Consider the following 18,248-nt stretch of genomic DNA (forward strand, 5'->3'; position numbering starts at 1 on the left):
AAAGGAACTGAAGAGATGTCTCCCAAGCTGTGTGTTTTTCTGCCTTCTGTTGCCGCACTGGCCGTCCTCACGGGTTGCCAGAGCGCTGCGATCAAATCCAATGACTCTGAATCACTGTTAATTGAGCACTTAAACCTGTCGCATCTCTCTGCTGCTGCCCGGGTTGAGATCACGATAAGTCAGGGGTCATCTGTGCTGTATAAAGAAACGGTTCAGGGGCTGGCAGACCTTCCCTACCCATTTCCGTTGAAAGCACTGGATGCGCTGGATAACAGCCAGGCTGAGGTCACGGTCATGCTCGGTGCTGAAACGGTTCTGCAGGGGCAGACCACACTGCGCAGCGGTCAGCCGAACCGGCTGTTGTTACGTGATGCCAGCAGTGCTCAGTTGTCCCGTTCTTACTGGCGTGGTGTCGATATGGCAGGGCGCGGTGTACCGCCCGGTGTAGAGACGACGCTGGCGTTTGATGATGCCGGTCAACTGACCGGTTATGCGGGGTGTAACTATTACAGTAGTGCTTACGAAAGCTCTGCGCGGTTTATCGAGGTTAAGCCGGCCCGTCTCACCCGGCAGATCTGTTCGCCTCCGGTGATGTACCATGAGAACCGCTATCTGCAGTTACTCACCGGAGCGGATTATTATCAGATTGATGGCGAGGGGCGTCTGCGCCTTTATGTTGATGGCCGGGATAAGCCCCTGCTGTTTGCGCCGAGTACCGCGGAAAACCTGAAAATATCCCTCAACGCCGGGCAATAAGCCGGGCTGAGGAATTTTCACTGGGCCTGACCGGGCCTTTCTGGGAAAATGTGGCCACTATAATCAAATTAAGTAGCCACAGTTTCTATGATCCGTACAGCTCCTGAACTTTTTTCATACCCAAAATACTGGGCTGAGTGTTATTCGCCGGCACCCTTTCTACCGACTACGCGGGAGGAGATGGAAGCGCTGGGCTGGGATAGCTGTGATGTGATTGTCGTCACCGGCGATGCCTATGTGGATCATCCGTCATTCGGTATGGCGGTGATCGGTCGGGTACTGGAGGCGCAGGGCTACCGGGTGGGTATTATCAGCCAGCCAGACTGGACCTCTGCTGAGCCGTTTAAGGCGCTGGGTCAGCCGAATCTGTATTTCGGAATCACGGCCGGCAACATGGATTCCCTGATCAATCGTTACACCGCGGATAAACGTATGCGTCACGATGATGCCTATACACCCGGCGGCAAGGGCGGTAAGCGTCCGGATCGTGCGGTGATCGTTTACAGCCAGCGTTGTAAGGAGGCGTACCGGGACACCCCGGTGGTTCTGGGTGGGATTGAAGCCAGTCTTCGGCGTATCGCTCAGTATGATTACTGGAGTGACAAGGTGCGTCGTTCGGTACTGTTGGATGCGACCGCTGATCTGCTGCTTTATGGTAATGCGGAGCGGGCAATCGTCGAACTGACTCACCGCCTGGCTGCCGGTGAGCCGATTGAAGCGATTGATGATCTGCGCGGCACCGCGATTCTGCGTAACGCGCTGCCGGGTGAATATACCGAAGTTGATTCAACGAGGATCGACTGGCCCGGCTATATCGATCAGTTACCTAACCCTTACGAATACCACGACGCTGCCACCTGCGATAAAAAAGAGCAGGCAGAAGATGAGCCAAAGCCGCTGCGGATTATTCCCGCCCCCCTGAAAGGTAAAGAGAAACTGCCGGAAACCACCTATATTCGTCTGCCATCTTTCGAGAAGGTATCTAAAGACCCGGCGCTTTATGCTCATGCTTCGCGGGTACTGCATCAGGAATCGAATCCGCACAATGCACGGGTACTGGTACAGAAACACGGTAATCGCGAACTGTGGGTGAATCCGCCGCCGATTCCACTGGATACGGCGGAGATGGATAAAGTGTTCGGTCTGCCTTACCAGCGTATACCGCACCCGGTTTATGGTCAGGAAAAAATTCCTGCCTACGATATGATCAAATTCTCGATCAATATCATGCGCGGTTGTTTTGGTGGTTGCACATTCTGTTCGATCACCGAGCATGAGGGGCGGATTATCCAGAGTCGTTCCCATGAATCCGTAATCCATGAAATAGAAGAGATCCGCGATAAGGTGCCGGGGTTCACAGGGGCGATCTCTGATCTGGGCGGCCCGACTTCGAACATGTACCACCTGAACTGTAATGATCCTGATATTCAGGCCTCTTGCCGTAAGCTCTCCTGTGTTTATCCGACCATCTGTAAGAATCTGGACACCGATCACAGCCCAACCACTGAGCTGTATCGTAAAGCACGTAAGGTCGAGGGGGTGCACACGGTGTCGATCTCCTCTGGATTACGTTACGACCTTGCTGTGGAGGATCCGGAATATGTGCGTGAACTGGTGACCTACCATGTGGGCGGTTATCTGAAAATTGCACCGGAACACAGTGAGGAGGGTACCCTGTCGAAGATGATGAAACCGGGCATGGGTACCTATGACGCGTTTAAGAAAATGTTTGATCGTTTCTCCCGGGAGGCGGGCAAAAAACAGTACCTGATCCCTTATTTCATCGCCGCCCATCCGGGGTGTGAAGATGAGGATATGGTCAAACTGGCTCAGTGGCTGAATAAGAATGAATTCAAGGTAGATCAGGTGCAGACTTTCTACCCGTCGCCCATGTCGCTGGCGACGGCGATGTATCATTCGGATCGAAATCCACTGAAGCAGGTCAGCTATAAAAGCGATAAGCTTTATACACCGAAAAACGTTGAACAGCGCAAAGTTCAGAAGGCATTGTTGCGTTACCACGATCCGGAAAACTGGCCGTTGCTGCGTCAGGTGCTGCCTCAGATGGGGCATTCAGATCTGATCGGTTATTCGGTCGACTGTCTGCTGCCACCGGAGGAGCCGGAAGCAACCAGATCCCGTTTCGGTAACGGTAAACGTAATGCCACGAGCGGTAACCGCTCTTCCGCACGCCCTGCAAAAGCCGGCACCCAGAAACGAGGCGCCAGCGCAGGGCGGGGTAAAACCAAGCCTAAGGGTAAGCCACGCCAGCGTTCACTGAAGCCCCGTTAGGCTCAGATCCTTCCGGCGCGTTTCAGCGCCATGTACTGATTAACCAGAGACAGATGAAGGGTGGCCGGACTGGCGTCTACCACCCGAATTCCACTGGCTTTCAGGCTATCCAGCAGATGCTGCCGCTGCTCCGAATAGAGCAGTCGGGCGGTGTCAGTCAGGGCGTTGTCCAGATTGTCGGTGTTAATTTCTCCCGCCTGATTCAGGTAGTTCTCGCGCAGGCAGGCGACCATCACCAGATGCTTACGTGAGAGCAGCTTAACCGCTCTGCTCAGATCATAGCTGTCGTCATCCCGGACATTGGAGATAATTATCACCAGTGATCGCTTCTGATGTTGCAGCATCAGTTTTTCAGCGGCATAGCCCAGATCGCTCGCTTCAGGGCTGCTATGCAGGTCGTAGAGTTGATTCAGCAGGGTGTTGATGGCGGCTTTGCCTTTAACCGGTTTAAGCCAGCGCTCGGTTCCGGCGTAACTCATAAAGCCCACGGCATCGCCCGCAGACAGTGCGATATATGAGGTTAATAACAGGGCGTTGATACTGTGGTCGAAATGGCTCAGTTCATCATCCATCGCCCGCATCCGTCGACCGCAGTCCAGCAGGAAAATCACCTCCTGATCCCGTTCATCCTGATATTCGCGCGAGATAAGACGGTGCTGTCTGGAGGTAGCCTTCCAGTCGATCTGGCGTACTTCGTCACCGCGCTGGTATTCGCGTAACTGCTTAAAGCTCTGCCCTGACCCACGCCGTTGCGACAGGTGCGCACCTATATGAGCAAGGCGTTGTTCGTAATCCAGAAAATTAAGCTTCGCCAGTGCCATAAAATTTGGGTACACCTTGGTCTGTTGTTCTGCGGGGGTAGAGTGCTGGCGGCGCCAGAGTTTCCAGGGGGAGCGAAGCCGGATGCAGATATCGCCAAACCTGACTTCACCACGACGGGTGGCGCGGACACTGTACCTGGCAATAGCCGTTTCACCGGCGGGAAGAGTCAACTGGCCGGGAAGTTGCCGGCAACTGATCGAATCCGGGAAGTGATCCTGATAGCTGAACTCCAGATCTCGCCGGGTCGGGTTGTCGAATCGCAGGCTGATCTGGGTGGCACTGCCAAGCGGCAGATTGCCGGGTAGCTTGCGCCGACACTCAGGCAGCTCACTCCAGCGGCAACGTGCGCCGTCAAAAGCTGCCAGTGCTGCACCGATCGAGAACAGCCACCACCACCCCTGACTGAGCGCTTCACTCTGTGGTTGCTCTGTTACACGCAGCAACAGTATGCCCAGCCCTGCAAACAGCAGCAGGCCGAGGTATTTAAACAGGTTGCGATCAGGCAATATCATGGTTGCTTTCAGGTCCGTGGCGCATCGGTGGTTTCGATTAACTGTTTAAGCAGTTGATCCGGGCTGAAGCCCTCAATCTCGCTTTCCGGCGAAAGCAGAATACGGTGACGCATCACCGGCAGGGCGACCTGTTTAATATCATCCGGCAGGACGAAGTTTCGCTGGTTGATCAGCGCCCAGGCCTTGGCGGCATTTACCAGCCCGATACTGGCACGGGGGCCTGCGCCTTTAAGCAGCGTGCTGGTATTACGTGTGGCCTGAACCAGACGCACCGCATAGGCCAGTACCTGATCATCGAGTGCGACGGCTTCTGCCTGTGCCTGCAGTTTGAGGATATCTTCAGCACTCAGATCGGCTGTTACCGGGAAGCTGTCGCTATCCATGCTCAGCTTGCCACTGGTCACGTTCCGTACCAGTGTCAGTTCATCACTGAAGCTCGGGTAGTCGATAAATACCTTCAGCAGAAAACGGTCGAGCTCGGCTTCTGGCAGTGGGTAGGTGCCTTCCTGTTCAATGGGGTTCTGCGTGGCGAGTACCATAAAGGGCGGATTCAGAGGAAAAGGCTTGCCTTCAATTGTGACCTGTTTCTCCTGCATTACTTCAAGCAGTGCGGCCTGAGTCTTGGCCGGGGAGCGGTTGATCTCGTCTGCCAGCAACAGGTTAGTAAAGATCGGGCCGCGACGAATATTAAAGCGGTTGTTCTGCATGTCATATACCGCGTGGCCGGTCATATCTGCGGGCATCAGGTCAGGGGTAAACTGAATGCGTTTGAACTGGCCGGAAAAGCAACTGGCCAGCGCTTTCACCAGCAGGGTTTTACCGAGGCCTGGCAGGCCTTCAAGTAACACGTGTCCACGACAAAGCAGAGCGATCAGTACCTGATCAATCACGTCATCCTGGCCAATCAGTACCTGTTTGATGCTGTTGCGCAGAAATTCAATCTTGCGGGTGGTTTCTGCGGTTACCTCTGGAGTAGGGCTGACGGTAGTCATAGGGCATTCCTGATAGTCACAAGTAGCTTAATAAGGGTCAGTAACTGAGGATCGTTATAATCCCCGGCGGTATTCAATGCGGTTCTGACCTGATCCGGGTCGATTTTGCTACAGCGGGCAATCAGAGCGATCTGCTCTGATTCGCTGAGTTGATTAAAGTCGCTGTGATTGCGTTGCATCTGGCGAACGATCGCCCGGCGCAGCGGTGCCAGCAGGTAATCGTGCTGGCGAAAGCGGTGATGGAAGCGGGCGGTAGCGCGAATATGCTCGCTGATTGCGCGGCGCCGGTTACCCTCAGGTTGTCTGAGCGGGCCAAAGCGCACGGCCCGATTCAGTATCCCGGCCAGCATCAGTAAGCCGAATATCAACAGTGCTTCAGGGGCATAGCTCAACGCCAGTTGGCTGAGCGAAGGCCAGTGAACAAAGCGCTGGATATATACCTTTTCGTGGTCCTGTGTCAGTTGCCAGAGCAGGTGAGCATGATCAAACTGACCGATTCTGCTGTTGCTCCAGAGTGAGCTGTCGGTGACTACGCTGACCCGGCCCCGACCCAGAGTGAAGCTGAGCAATTGAGTTACATATTCGGAGCGGCCCACTGCATCCAGTCGGAAATCGAGCTCACCGGGAGCCGCGTCGAGCTGAGGCTGAAACAGGGTCGCTGTTGTGGCGATGTAAAATTCCAGAGCCTGGCTGGAGTCGCGATAGCTGAAACGACCCAGCGCCGCAGGGTTGATTCGTTGTTCCAGACGACGAATGTCGTGCCGTACTTTCTCTCTTGGGCTGAGCGCTTCCACCGGTTCAGCAGGGCGTTCGATTTTGATCAGCCGGGAGAACTGCTCGTCGGTGTAGGTCAGGTTGACTGCCAGCAGGCGTGCGAGGGGGTGATCATCGTCAGATTCAGAATATTCCCAGATCAGGTTGCCACCGCGCCGAACCCAGTTAAGCAATTCAGCGGCGGATTGATGGTCGAGAATCTCCCGGGTATTGGTCAGTAGCAGTGTATCCCGGGCGCCGAGCTGCTTACTGGTCATCGGAGCGCTGCGATGCTGCACGACCATACCCTGCTGCTCAAGAAACTGCCCTGCGGCATAAAAATTATTCCGCAGTACACTCAGGCCCGGGCCTTCATTGACGATCCGCTCAACCTTTTCCAGCTTGCTGATCAGTAACGCGCCCAGTAGGCAGATCAGTGCTGCAATGGCTAGTTTAAAACCTTTATTCATGCCTGAAACAACCTCCCGACCTGATCACACATTGCTCTGATCCGGGTGTCTGAGGGTGCCTGATGGGCATAGGCCTGCTGCTGCCAGAGTCGGGTCAGCTCGGAAAAACACAGACTGATATCCTGCGGTGCAGTGCGTTTTGCAAGCTCGGCACATTCACCTTCTGTGTGCCAGCGCTTTAAGGGAATCTGATGAAGGCTCACCAACTGACTCAGGCTGTATCGGTAGAGTAACGACAGCGCTAAGCGCTGGTCGCCCTGCTGCAGTGCTGCTTCAACCGCTGCCGGAATGTCCTCTGGCAGGCTGGCGCGGCTAATCTGCATGCCCATAATCAACTCCGGCGGGAGAGCGTGATCGCGGACTCGCTCTGGACGAGGGGTGGCATTCTGGCGTACCTGAGTATAAAGCTGCTTGCCGATGTAGAGGAGCAGCAGCCCGATCGCGATCCAGACACAGACTTCAATCAGCAATGCGATACTTTCGATAAATTCCGCCAGCCCTCGAAAATCGCCGAGGTTTTTCAGCCAGTCAGGTACATCCGCAGGAGGGGCGTCGCTCTGGTTGTCGGGCCAGCTCCATTCACTGACTTTTTTCTCGATGACAAAGGGCGGCGATTCCAGTGTCTGCAAAATGCTCTCTTTAGCGAGCTCTCGCTGACTTTGATCCATCGTGGCTGCCAGAAGTGGTTGCGGCTGCAACAGGGTAAACAGGCCGAAGACACCGAAAATCAGGAGCGTAGCGGCAGAGCGTTGGTTGCTGCTGCGTTTCTGCATATTGTGGCGGAAAATCAGTTCCAGATCCCAGGCTTCAAGTTCAATCCGGCGATTGATATAGAGGCTGAAGCCGCAGGCCGTGTAGATCGGAGCGATCAGTGCGATTGCACTGAAATAGAGGGCGTTGTAGATATGCTCAAACAGCAGGGGGTGATCAAGAAGGGGTTCCATGAAAGCCCAGTCGTAGTGCTGGGGCATCAGCATCACCAGCAAGACAATGAAGCCTATGCAGAGCACGGCTTCAAGGTGTACCAGTGCGATGGTAAGCCACCCGGCGCTGCTGCCACAGCCTGATTGCAGGACCGTGCAGCGTTTGCTTCGGGCGCTGCCTTTTTGTTGCTCCAAAACGGTCACGGCGAGGTTGAAAGAGCGCTTCAGATCGAGCCTGCGCCAGGTCAGGGCAGAGAACATATCGAACCAGTACAGCCTGTGTAGCGACCGGTAGCCCGATTGCTTCAGCGGGTCATCATTAAACAGATAGCGGCTGAGCAGGAAGAGTGGGGCACGTTCCAGCAGCGGCTTGCACCACCAGACGACCAGCATCGCGATCCAGGGCGATTCATAAAACCAGACACTCAGGGGGATGAACAGGATCAAGGCCGGAATGAGCCAGGAAAGCAGCAGGGGCCGATACCAGCGTTTTGCCATCAGCACGCCCAGATCGATGGCCTGCCAGTTGCTGCGGTGCTCAGCAGTAATCTGCAGTTTATCAAGATTCACAGTGACTCCCTCCCGCTGTGTCGCCCGAGAGGTGAGAAAAAGCAGAACCAGAACACAAATAGCCAGAGTGCACCACCGACAGCATATTTAACCGTGTCCGGAAGCTCGGTACTGGAGGACCAGAACGCTTCGATAAAAGCAGCAATGAGCAGCATAAATGCCGCACCGTACATGATTTTTACCGCCTCACGGGCGGAGTATTTCAGGGCCTGAAGTCGGCTGTAAGGGCCGGGGTTGATCAGTGCATAGCCTAGCATCAGGCCTGCTGCGCCACTGAAAACAATAGCGGTCAGCTCCAGCGCGCCATGGCCGATCACAAACGGATAAAAAGTCACCCCATAGCCGATGCTGCTGAGGCGGCCGGCAATGGCTCCCATAAACAGGCCGTTGTAACAGAGGAAAAATACGGAGCCCAGACCGAAGAAAATTCCCCCGGCAAATGTGCGGAAAGCGATCCCGATATTGTTGTTGATGTAATGGCCAAACATGGCCAGATCAGTGTCCGAACCGCGTTCCCGGCCTATTTTGTTCAGGGATGGGTCGTACATAGCCTCAAACTCTTTTACCTGCTCGGGACTGATCAGGCTGTAAATGAGGCTGTCGCTGTAATAGCTGCTGAAACCGGCGAGCAGGGTCGGCAGCAGAAATAGCAGGGCAGCGAAGATAACAAACTTGCGCTGAGCTCTGAGGGTGGCGACAAAACTGTTCAGCGCGTTGCTCACCGAGTGAATTCGAAAACGGTTGTCCTGCTGATACAGCAGGTGATGGCCACTCATCACCAGATTATTCAAGCGGGTAATCGTATGCTCTGAATAGTGCCGCTGCCGGGCGAGCGAGAGGTGATTGCATATCTGGCGATATTGCTCTGGAAACTCAGGCGGTGGTGGCTGGCGTTTATTCTGAAAGGCATCAAGTGTTTCCTGAAACCGGAGCCACTGTTCTGTATAGAGGGTTTCAAATTCCTGTTGTTTCATGGTCTGGTCGCCTGTCTCCTGCCCTGAAGCCAGGCACCGATCGCTTTAACCCGTTGCAGACCCACATCACCGTGCGCACCGGTCACTGGCTCGAGAATATCGCTCAGTTCGATCTGTCGGGATTCACTGATTACATCGCTGCGACTGAGAAAGTTAGTAATAGCCTGACGCTCAGTTCGGGTGAGCGGGTGCAGGGGAGGCATGGGGCTGGCCGTTGATGTTGCAGCAGGTGTTAACTCCCTGTCCTGATAGATCACCAGTGTGCCTGCGGCCATATCGCCGAGGCGCTGAAATTTACCACTTAAGGTGATGCTGATCAGACCAAACAGGTAGAGCAGAGGAAAGAAATCTGCGCTGCGAAGCAAGTTGCGGATTAACGATCCGCCCCAGCGAACGGGAGTCAGATCGTCGTTAACCACACGCAGGCCCATGGCTTTCTTGCCGGGGGTCTGGCCCTGTTTTAGCAGTTCAAAAAATACCGGATAAAACCATTCCAGCAAAAACGCTGAGATCAGAAACAGGCCGGTGCCTACATCGCCGCTGAAAGCACTGGCAAGGCCGATGAGCAGATAAACCAGACAGCGCCAGCCAAAATCGATGCAATAAGCGAGCAGGCGCGGTACCGGGCCCGCGATGGCGGCGCTGAAATCGATGCCTTCCGGGGTTTCGACCCGGTAGCGGGTATCGAGTAAAGGGCGATCGTTCACGGTAAATGCGGACAACTAATAATCAGGCAGGAAACTGTCACAGGGTGGCATAAACGTAAAGAGAGGGGATGTACTGCGACCTGATTCATTTTTCATCCTTAAAAATGGGGATTGGCCTGCCGGTAGGTTCAGAGGTCGATGCTAGCAGGAAACCCGGTCCGGTGCCAAACCACGTTGCCAGGCTGGACTATACTCAATCCTGTTTCCGAGCACAGACAGCAGGGTATGTTGATGTACTATTTTGCTTATGGGTCGAATATGAGTCGCCCGCGGTTACTGGCAAGGATACCTGATGCTCAACTGCAGACTGTCGCGATTCTGCCACAGCATCAGTTCAGGCTGCATAAAAAAGGTGCCGATGGTTCGGCTAAAGCTGATGCGTATCTGACATCTGATCCTGAAGATCGGGTTTATGGTGCCTTATATCAGATAGCTGAACATGAGCGGGAGATTCTTGATCAGATCGAAGGTGCAGGTCACGGCTATGAAGCTAAAGCGGTTGAGGTGATCACCGCCGATGGGGAGCGGGTTACAGCGTTTGTTTATGTGGCATTACAGATCGACTGTGGCCTGGAGGCATTTGACTGGTATCTTCAGCATATCCTGCATGGGGCTGAAACGCTGGCGCTGCCGGAGGGTTATCTGGAGTTTCTCTGTCGATTCAAAACCCGGGCCGATCCTGATCTCGGCCGCAGTCGCTGGGAAAAGTCACTGTATCCGGCAGATCTGCTCTCCGATATAGAGGGGTTGTTCCACTGAATAACCGACCGGTACTCAGGTTCGGCAGAGGATGTGCAGAAGATTTTATATTTTTATGCTGTTCTCCGTGGTCTGCATTGATAGAATGAGGCTGAACAGAGCTTATTGCTGTTTTTATCCAACCCTATCCCTGCCTGAGCAGGGGGTAAAAGGAGGGCTCGCCATGACTGGTACCGACAAAATCCATCCTAAATTTAAAGAAGCCATGGAAAAGCTCACCGCAATGAGCGAAGAGGAGCGTCTCTCTGAAGAGAATAAAGAGCTGTTCGAGCAGGCTATGAATTACGCCCCTCTGGATATACAGCCGAAGCTGGTGGCGATCAGAAAAAAATATGATGAGCTGCACTAAGCATAAAAAATGCCGCTGAAAAGCGGCATTTTTTTCGCGTAAAATACATTACATTAACAGGCGATCCAGTGTTTCTTCATCCAGCAGTTCATCCTCTTCTGCGGTGACATATTCATCTGCCTCTGCTCCGTCAGGGTCATAGCAATCATAACCAAAGTTCTGACTAAAGCTCTCCAGACACTCTTCAAGCTGTTCGTGCAGGGTTTCGAGCTGGGTGTTGCGTTCATCATCCAGCAGGCCCTGGCTGTCGAGCAGAACCGTGGCCTCTTCAAGCCCCTGATGCAGCCCTTCGTAGCTCAGGTTCAGAAACCGTTCCAGCGCAATATCTTCCAGCATCTCCGGGTGATGATCGGTAAAGCTGACATATAATCCTGAGATCATATCGGTGAACCGGTTAATCAGATCCTCTGCGGATAACTCACTTCCCACATCAGGGCTGGTGTCCAGCGCAGGGCGATCTAACTCAGGTTCAAACATTTCATTAAACTGTTCACTGAGTTTGGTGAACAGAAGCGTGTAGAGGCCTACCCGCCTTTTACGTTTCTGGATATGTGGCTGCGCGAAAACATGCATGGTTAGTTCAAATGTGGCTTTGGCACTAGGCCCGGCCGTGGCGATTGAAGCGTGGTGTAACGCAGAGCGGTCTGCTTCCATTGGTGCCTCCATACAGTCTATGTTTCCATAGCCTAAGTATCGGACATATTGCTGGCGGCTGACTGATTTTTATTCAACCCGAACAGTTGTTTGATAGAAATATTTCAGTTTCGCGGCGGTGCGGCACACAGTGTAACAGAGGCTGTTATGGGTAAGCGGTGCAGGTCGGCGGGCTTTAGTAATTGAGAGAGGGTGTTGCAAGTGAAGCTAAAATCCCGGGTGGGGCTGTTGGGTGTTGCGTTGATGCTGGCTGGCTGTGGTGGCTATCCAACAAGGGAGGCGACTGTGGCACAGAGTTGGTCGGGCGATGTGGCTGGCTATCGGGTCTGGCCGGGGGAGGTGCAGGAGACCTCCGGGCTGGCGATGCGGGCAGGATTGTTCTGGACGTTGAACGACAGTGGTGACGGGCCCTATCTCTATGCCATCGATGAACAGGATAACCTGACTAAAAAGGTTGCGCTTAAAGGCGCAGAAAATATTGATTGGGAGGAGCTGGCGCAGGATGACCGCTATCTCTACGTCGCTGATTGCGGAAACAACCGGGGGCGTCGCAAGCATTTGCAGATCTATAAAATCGCCTGGGATAAGCTGGACAGATCAGATCACGGCGACAGTGTTGAGGTTACGACGCTGGAGTTCAGCTATGCCAACCGTCCGGATGTCGTCGACAGCAAAGCGCATAATCTGGATTGCGAGGCGCTGACTGTAGTCGGCGATGAGTTATGGTTGTTCAGTAAGAATCGCCGGGATGAGCAGACTACTTTATACAAACTGGATAAACATAAACCTGTTCAGGTGCTTCAGCCGGTTGCCAGTTACCCGGTAAACGGGTTGATCACCGCAGCAGATTATCACGCATCGTCACAGCGCCTGATATTACTCGGCTACAGTAAACAGCGTATATTTGGCAGTTCCTTTGTCTGGGTTGTACCGGTGCAGGGGGCGCCACAGTGGTCTGCAGCGCGGCGACTGAATATGACCCCGTACGCACAATGGGAAGCGCTGGTCTGGGATCGTAATGATACCAGCGGAAGAGTCTGGCTGAGCGCAGAGCGCAGTCCTTTACTGGAAGTCGGGCTGGGAAGTCTTACATTACCCGAGTAATCGGTAGCGGATGGCAGACCCAGTCATATCGAATACGCGGATTCCTTAACAGTGAAGGCTTAATTCCTTTATAATGACGCTCCTTTTGGCTTTGGAATTATCAAGTTAGGCAACCATGCTGCAAATCTACAACACACTGAGCAAAGAGAAAGCACCCTTCCAGCCTCTGCAAGAGGGCAAAATTAAGATGTACGTGTGTGGCGTGACAGTATATGACCTCTGTCATATTGGTCATGCGCGGGTCATGGTTGCTTTTGACGTCATTACACGTTTTCTGCGATCCCAGGGTTGGGATGTTGAGTATGTGCGTAACATTACCGATGTCGATGACAAAATCATCAGGCGTGCTGCCGAGAACGGTGAGGCGCCGCACGAGCTGACCGAGCGCATGATTGCAGCTATGCATGAGGATGAAACGGCTCTGTCTGTACTGCGCCCCGATCAGGAACCCCGGGCAACGGCGCATATCGGCGATATTATTGCGCTGGTGGAGACGCTGGTCGAGAAGGGCTTCGCTTATGCGGCGAGTAACGGCGATGTTTATTATCGTGTAGAGAAGTTTGCGGAATACGGCAAGCTGACCAATAAGAATGTTGATGAACTTCGCTCTGGCGCACGGGTCGAGGTGGGTGAAGCTAAAGAGAGCCCGCTGGATTTCGTTCTCTGGAAAGCAGCAAAAAAGGGTGAAGTAAGCTGGGATTCGCCATGGGGTAAAGGGCGTCCGGGTTGGCACATTGAGTGCTCCGCGATGTCAAAATGCTGTCTGGGTGATACCTTTGATATCCATGGTGGCGGACCGGATCTGCCATTCCCGCACCATGAGAATGAAATTGCTCAGTCAGAAGCCGCTAACGGTTGCACCTACGTGAATACCTGGATGCATGCTGGCCCGGTTCGGGTAAATTCTGAGAAAATGTCGAAATCACTCGGCAACTTTTTCACGATCCGTGACGTGCTGGAAAAATATAATGCGGAAGTGGTGCGATTCTTCCTCGCCCGTGTCCATTACCGTACTTATATCGATTACAGCGAAGACAGCCTGAAAGAGGCGCGGGTAATGCTGGAGCGTTTCTATCAGGCGCTGCGCGGTGTTGAGGCGGTTGACGCTGAGCTTGATAATGATTTCGATGCCCGTTTTATCGCGGCAATGAATGATGACTTCAATACACCTAAAGCCGTCTCTGTTCTGTTTGAACTGGTTAATGAACTGAACAAGGCAACCCGTGAGGGTGCTGAATCAGCAGCGGCCCTGGCCGGCCAGTTAAAGCGTCTGGGTGGTATTCTCGGGTTGCTGCAGCAGGACGCGGATGCTTTCCTCAAAGGGGAAGATAAGGCGGGTGAGCTGAGTTCGGACGAAATCGAGGCGTTGATCGAGCAGCGAGCTGAAGCTAAAAAAGCGAAAAACTTCGCTGAATCGGATCGTATTCGTGATGAGCTGGCAGCGCAGGGAGTTATCCTCAAGGATAGTCGCGAAGGAACCAGTTGGTACCGCGAAGCCTGATTAACAGTCAGACATAAAAAAGGCAGCCAATGGCTGCCTTTTTTAATGCTCGGATCCCGCAGGTTTTATCTGGCGTCCTGCTTGTTAGCGGCTTCCAGTGTGTTTTCCATCAGAGTGGCCACGGTCATTGGGCCCACGCCGCCCGGTACCGGAGTAATAAAGCCCGCACGTTCTGCTGCGGCTTCATAGCCAACGTCGCCAACAAGGCGGCCATCATCGAGACGGTTGATGCCTACATCAATCACAGTGGCACCCGGTTTGATCCATTCTCCCTTGACCAGATTGGGGATACCAACACCGACGACCACCAGGTCAGCACGGCGAACATGCGCTTCCAGATCACGGGTGAAGCGGTGAGTCGTGGTGACGGTGCAGCCGGCAAGTAGCAGCTCAAGTGTCATGGGACGGCCGACGATATTGGAGGCACCAACAACGACAGCTTCCATACCATGCAGATCCTGACCGGTTGATTCAAGAAGGGTCATCACGCCTTTAGGTGTGCACGGGCGCAGGACTGGCATGCGCTGTGCCAGGCGTCCCAGGTTAAAGGCATGGAAACCATCAACGTCTTTGTCAGGACGGATACGCTCGAGAATTTCGTTACTGTCGAGATGCTCAGGCAGGGGAAGCTGAACCAGAATGCCGTTGACGGAGGTGTCGTTGTTCAGTTCATCTACCAGATCCAGCAGCTCCTGCTGGCTGGTTTCTGCAGGCAGATCAAAAGAGCGGGATTCAAACCCCACTTCACTGCATGCATTTTTCTTGTTACGTACATAGACCTGTGATGCCGGGTCCATGCCTACCAGAATTACAGCCAGGCAGGGGGCTGGTTTACCGCTGTCGATTCGTTGCTGTACACCTTCAGCAACCTGACGGCGTACGTCTGCGGCAATCTGTTTGCCGTCGATTATTTGCGCGCTCATATTAAAGGGAGATTCCTTTAGTAATTTTATCTGGTGTGAATTCTCTCATGGTTGGGTTTTTGCGCCAAGCGGGTTTTAGAAATTGGGTTATGCCGCTGCCGGATAATTGCATATTGCCGGTTTTGCCCTGTGGCAGGGGGCTGCTGATTGGCAGGGCAGGGAGCTGCTATACTAACGGTCTGGTTGTGATATAAGCGCGATTGCACAGATGTTGTTCAATCTAACTCTTTTATTTTAAAAGATAAAAAAAAGTGTTGACGACCAAAAATGAGCTGTATATTATGCGCACCTCCTTAGGGCGAGGCACTCAAATAGCTGCTAAACAGCACTGTTTAAGTGTAAGCTTTAAGAGACTGGCAATGAGTCGGGCGCCTATAGCTCAACTGGATAGAGCAACGCCCTTCTAAGGCGTAGGTTCCAGGTTCGAGTCCTGGTGGGCGTGCCATTTGTCAGTATGAGAAAGTAGTGGTGGGTATAGCTCAGTTGGTAGAGCTCCGGATTGTGATTCCGGCGGTCGTGGGTTCGAGCCCCATTATCCACCCCATTTCTCAGTCTCTATGCGGACGTGGTGGAATTGGTAGACACGCCAGATTTAGGTTCTGGTGCCTCACGGTGTGAGAGTTCGAGTCTCTCCGTCCGCACCATTTGCAAGTTCTGCAGTGGTGGGTATAGCTCAGTTGGTAGAGCTCCGGATTGTGATTCCGGCGGTCGTGGGTTCGAGCCCCATTATCCACCCCATTCCCCTTTGTCTTTCTTTGCTTTTTCCTGTTTGTTGCATCTCTTTGCGCATATTCTGTTTTTGCGCGAGTTAATTTCAGTTCCTGAATTTTATTTTGCCCGGTAAACTTGACTAATTTAGCCGCTTGCCGGAAAATTTCGCGCTTTGATTTTACCCGTTTGCGCGGGTCGCTGTGCAGATCAAGGGGCGTTTTGATTCGCCGGTCTGTGGAAGATTATTCAGTACAAGTAATTTTATTTGTGAGGCATTACATGCAAGTTTCCGTTGAAACGACTTCTGGCCTAGAGCGCCTGATGACGGTTTCCGTACCAGCAGAGCGCATCGATCAGGATGTTAACAAGCGCATCCAGCAGACTGCACGCACAGTACGCATCGATGGTTTCCGTCCAGGTAAGGTACCAGCGAAAGTAGTTAAACAGCGCTACGGCAAAGGTATCCGTGAAGAGGTTCTGGGTCAGGTGGTTCAGGAAACCTTCTACCAGGCACTGCAGCAGGAAGAGATTAATCCGGCAGGTACACCAGCGATCGAATTCACTAAAGATGCTGAAGGCGAGAACCTGGAATACACCGCTAAGTTCGAAGTTTACCCGCAGATCGAACTGGCTGATTTCTCTTCTGCTGAAGTAGAAAAGAAAACTGCAGAAGTTAAAGATGCCGATCTGGATCAGATGATCGACACGCTGCGTAAGCAGCAGGCAGACTGGGCTGAAGTTGAGCGTGAAGCTGCGCAGACTGACCGTGTTCGCATCGACTTCGAAGGCTTTGTAGATGGCGAAGCATTCGACGGCGGTAAAGGCGAAGGCATGGATCTGGTGCTGGGTTCCAACACCATGATCCCGGGTTTCGAAACCGGTCTGGTTGGCGCTAAAGCAGGCGATGATGTTGAGCTGAACGTTACTTTCCCTGAATACTATCAGGCTGAAAACCTGAAAGGTAAAGACGCTGTATTTAAGGTTAAGGTACACACGGTTTCTGAGCAGATCCCGGCTGAACTGAACGAAGAGTTCTTCGAAAAATTCGGTCTGGAAGAGAAAACTGAAGAAGCCTTCCGTTCTGAAGTTCGCAAGAACATGGAGCGCGAGCTGAAGCAGGCTCTGAAAATGAAGCTGAAAGATCAGGTATTCAGCAAGCTGCTGGAAGTTAACCCGGTAGATGTACCAGCAGCACTGGTAGACAACGAGATTGATGCGCTGCGTCGTCAGGCGATCACTCAGTTCGCAGGTCCTGACTCTGACATGGATCCTAACATGCTGCCTAAAGAGATGTTCAGCGAGCAGGCTGAGCGTCGCGTTAAGATCGGTCTGCTGATGCAGGAAGTGATCAAGTCCGGTGAACTGGAAGCTGACGAAGATCGCGTTCGCAGCACGCTGGAAGAGATGGCTGAGACTTACCAGGATCCACAGCAGGTAATCGACTGGTACATGGGCAACGAAGAGATGCTGGGTCAGATCAAAGGTCTGGTTCTGGAAGAGCAGGTTGTAGACCAGCTTCTGGCTTCTGCTAAGGTGTCCGAAGTTGAAGTCAGCTACGAAGATGCGATCAAGCCAGAGCAGCAGGCTCAGGCTGAAGAGGAAGCTGCTGAGTAATCAGCGACGCATCTTTTGCTTACACGAAACGACAGTCAGCCGCTGCTGGCTGTCGTTTTTTGCTATTTGGCGGCCGATAAACCCGGTTGGTGCTTTCAGCCCTTGTCTGAACCGGTCAACGTAGTATTATCGGTAGCCTGAATTAAGGTAATTTCCGTTTTAAGGAGTGATACATGGCGGAATTTGGTAAAGGTGGCTCAGATATCCTGAGTAGTCTGGTACCTATGGTAGTAGAGCAGTCTGCGCGTGGTGAACGTGCTTATGACATCTACTCCCGTCTGTTAAAAGAGCGGGTGATCTTTCTGGTAGGACCGGTCGAAGATCACATGGCGAATCTGGTTGTGGCTCAGTTGCTGTTCCTCGAAGCGGAAAATCCAGATAAAGATATTCATCTGTATATCAATTCACCGGGTGGTTCTGTGACTGCCGGTATGTCGATCTATGACACCATGCAGTTCATCAAGCCGGATGTCAGCACGATGTGTCTGGGTCAGGCGGCGAGTATGGGTGCGTTCCTGCTTGCCGGTGGTGCAGAAGGTAAGCGTTTTGCGCTGCCAAACTCACGGGTTATGATTCATCAGCCGCTGGGTGGCTATCAGGGTCAGGCTACGGATATCGAGATCCATACAAAAGAGATTCTCAGCATCCGCCATAAACTGAATACCCTGCTGGCAGAGCATACCGGTCAGGATCTGGAGACCATCTCCCGGGATACCGACCGTGATAACTTTATGGACCCTTATGCGGCCAAAGAGTACGGTCTGATTGACGACGTACTGGATCGTCGTAACGCGGAATAAGTCAGAGAGTAAATTGTTACTATACTGAAAGAAGTTTGCCTGGCTTCGTACCTTCGGGGTTG

The 18,248-nt window shown here is 53.1% G+C and carries 16 protein-coding genes and 4 tRNA genes; 12 read left to right on the top strand and 8 right to left on the bottom strand.

Going from position 1 to position 18,248, the window contains the following annotated elements:
* The first annotated feature begins 15 nt into the window (after positions 1–15).
* Together QUD59_RS16635 and QUD59_RS16640 are read left to right on the top strand one after the other, a co-directional pair.
* A complete protein-coding gene (locus QUD59_RS16635; protein ID WP_286238333.1) occupies positions 16–756 on the top strand; it encodes an META domain-containing protein in 741 nt (246 codons plus the stop codon).
* Between the two features lie 87 nt (positions 757–843).
* Positions 844–3,048, top strand: a complete 2,205-nt coding sequence (locus QUD59_RS16640) for a YgiQ family radical SAM protein (RefSeq protein ID WP_286238335.1) — start codon at positions 844–846, stop codon at positions 3,046–3,048.
* A gap of 2 nt (positions 3,049–3,050) precedes the next feature.
* On the opposite strand, the gene QUD59_RS16645 is transcribed toward QUD59_RS16640, so the two are convergent.
* Genes QUD59_RS16645 through QUD59_RS16670 form a run of 6 tightly spaced genes read right to left on the bottom strand, consistent with a single transcriptional unit; the run spans position 3,051 to position 9,771 of the window.
* Positions 3,051–4,382 (bottom strand): DUF58 domain-containing protein, encoded by a 1,332-nt coding sequence (locus QUD59_RS16645; RefSeq protein ID WP_286238337.1) that lies wholly within the window; start codon positions 4,380–4,382, stop codon positions 3,051–3,053.
* Positions 4,383–4,390: 8 nt separating this feature from the next.
* Positions 4,391–5,374 carry an AAA family ATPase gene (locus QUD59_RS16650; RefSeq protein ID WP_286238338.1) on the bottom strand — a complete coding sequence of 328 codons (984 nt, stop codon included), beginning with the start codon at positions 5,372–5,374 and terminating at the stop codon, positions 4,391–4,393.
* A complete protein-coding gene (locus tag QUD59_RS16655; protein WP_286238340.1) occupies positions 5,371–6,597 on the bottom strand; it encodes a DUF4350 domain-containing protein in 1,227 nt (408 codons plus the stop codon). Before QUD59_RS16655 ends, QUD59_RS16650 begins: the two co-directional genes overlap by 4 nt.
* Positions 6,594–8,090: a DUF4129 domain-containing protein gene (locus tag QUD59_RS16660; RefSeq protein WP_286238341.1), complete on the bottom strand. Its 1,497-nt coding sequence runs from the start codon at positions 8,088–8,090 to the stop codon at positions 6,594–6,596. Before QUD59_RS16660 ends, QUD59_RS16655 begins: the two co-directional genes overlap by 4 nt.
* A complete protein-coding gene (locus tag QUD59_RS16665) occupies positions 8,087–9,064 on the bottom strand; it encodes a stage II sporulation protein M (protein WP_286238342.1) in 978 nt (325 codons plus the stop codon). The genes QUD59_RS16660 and QUD59_RS16665 overlap by 4 nt, the downstream gene beginning before the upstream one ends.
* On the bottom strand, positions 9,061–9,771 hold the full coding sequence (locus QUD59_RS16670; protein ID WP_286238343.1) for an RDD family protein: 711 nt from the start codon (positions 9,769–9,771) through the stop codon (positions 9,061–9,063). Before QUD59_RS16670 ends, QUD59_RS16665 begins: the two co-directional genes overlap by 4 nt.
* Before the next feature lie 231 nt (positions 9,772–10,002).
* Here QUD59_RS16670 and QUD59_RS16675 point away from each other — a divergent pair, with 231 nt between their 5' ends.
* On the top strand, positions 10,003–10,530 hold the full coding sequence (locus QUD59_RS16675) for a gamma-glutamylcyclotransferase family protein (protein WP_286238344.1): 528 nt from the start codon (positions 10,003–10,005) through the stop codon (positions 10,528–10,530).
* 163 nt (positions 10,531–10,693) lie between these two features.
* Positions 10,694–10,879, top strand: a complete 186-nt coding sequence (locus QUD59_RS16680; RefSeq protein ID WP_286238345.1) for a hypothetical protein — start codon at positions 10,694–10,696, stop codon at positions 10,877–10,879.
* Positions 10,880–10,927: 48 nt separating this feature from the next.
* On the opposite strand, the gene QUD59_RS16685 is transcribed toward QUD59_RS16680, so the two are convergent.
* Positions 10,928–11,533: a DUF5610 domain-containing protein gene (locus QUD59_RS16685; RefSeq protein ID WP_286238346.1), complete on the bottom strand. Its 606-nt coding sequence runs from the start codon at positions 11,531–11,533 to the stop codon at positions 10,928–10,930.
* A gap of 201 nt (positions 11,534–11,734) precedes the next feature.
* On the opposite strand from QUD59_RS16685, the gene QUD59_RS16690 reads away from it, so the two are divergent.
* Entirely contained in the window at positions 11,735–12,637 is a 903-nt protein-coding gene (locus QUD59_RS16690; RefSeq protein ID WP_286238348.1) for a hypothetical protein, read from the top strand.
* A 115-nt stretch (positions 12,638–12,752) separates the two neighbouring features.
* Entirely contained in the window at positions 12,753–14,138 is a 1,386-nt protein-coding gene (gene cysS, locus QUD59_RS16695) for a cysteine--tRNA ligase (protein ID WP_286238349.1), read from the top strand.
* Between the two features lie 65 nt (positions 14,139–14,203).
* Here the strand turns inward: cysS and folD are convergent, their stop codons facing one another.
* Complete coding sequence (gene folD / locus QUD59_RS16700; RefSeq protein ID WP_286238352.1) at positions 14,204–15,061, bottom strand: bifunctional methylenetetrahydrofolate dehydrogenase/methenyltetrahydrofolate cyclohydrolase FolD; 858 nt, start codon at positions 15,059–15,061, stop codon at positions 14,204–14,206.
* A gap of 368 nt (positions 15,062–15,429) precedes the next feature.
* Between folD and QUD59_RS16705 the strand changes: the two genes are divergently transcribed.
* The 6 genes from QUD59_RS16705 to clpP all read left to right on the top strand — a co-directional run bounded on the left by QUD59_RS16705 (position 15,430) and on the right by clpP (position 18,186).
* Positions 15,430–15,506 (top strand) — tRNA-Arg (locus QUD59_RS16705).
* 23 nt (positions 15,507–15,529) lie between these two features.
* A tRNA-His gene (locus tag QUD59_RS16710) sits at positions 15,530–15,605 on the top strand.
* 15 nt (positions 15,606–15,620) lie between these two features.
* Positions 15,621–15,705, top strand: a tRNA-Leu gene (locus tag QUD59_RS16715).
* A gap of 18 nt (positions 15,706–15,723) precedes the next feature.
* Positions 15,724–15,799 (top strand) — tRNA-His (locus tag QUD59_RS16720).
* A gap of 252 nt (positions 15,800–16,051) precedes the next feature.
* Positions 16,052–17,386 carry a trigger factor gene (tig, locus tag QUD59_RS16725; protein ID WP_286238353.1) on the top strand — a complete coding sequence of 445 codons (1,335 nt, stop codon included), beginning with the start codon at positions 16,052–16,054 and terminating at the stop codon, positions 17,384–17,386.
* Positions 17,387–17,559: 173 nt separating this feature from the next.
* Positions 17,560–18,186: an ATP-dependent Clp endopeptidase proteolytic subunit ClpP gene (gene clpP / locus QUD59_RS16730; protein ID WP_286238354.1), complete on the top strand. Its 627-nt coding sequence runs from the start codon at positions 17,560–17,562 to the stop codon at positions 18,184–18,186.
* The last annotated feature ends 62 nt before the right edge of the window (positions 18,187–18,248 follow it).

The organism is Neptuniibacter halophilus (assembly GCF_030295765.1).
Taxonomy (GTDB): domain Bacteria; phylum Pseudomonadota; class Gammaproteobacteria; order Pseudomonadales; family Balneatricaceae; genus Neptuniibacter; species Neptuniibacter halophilus.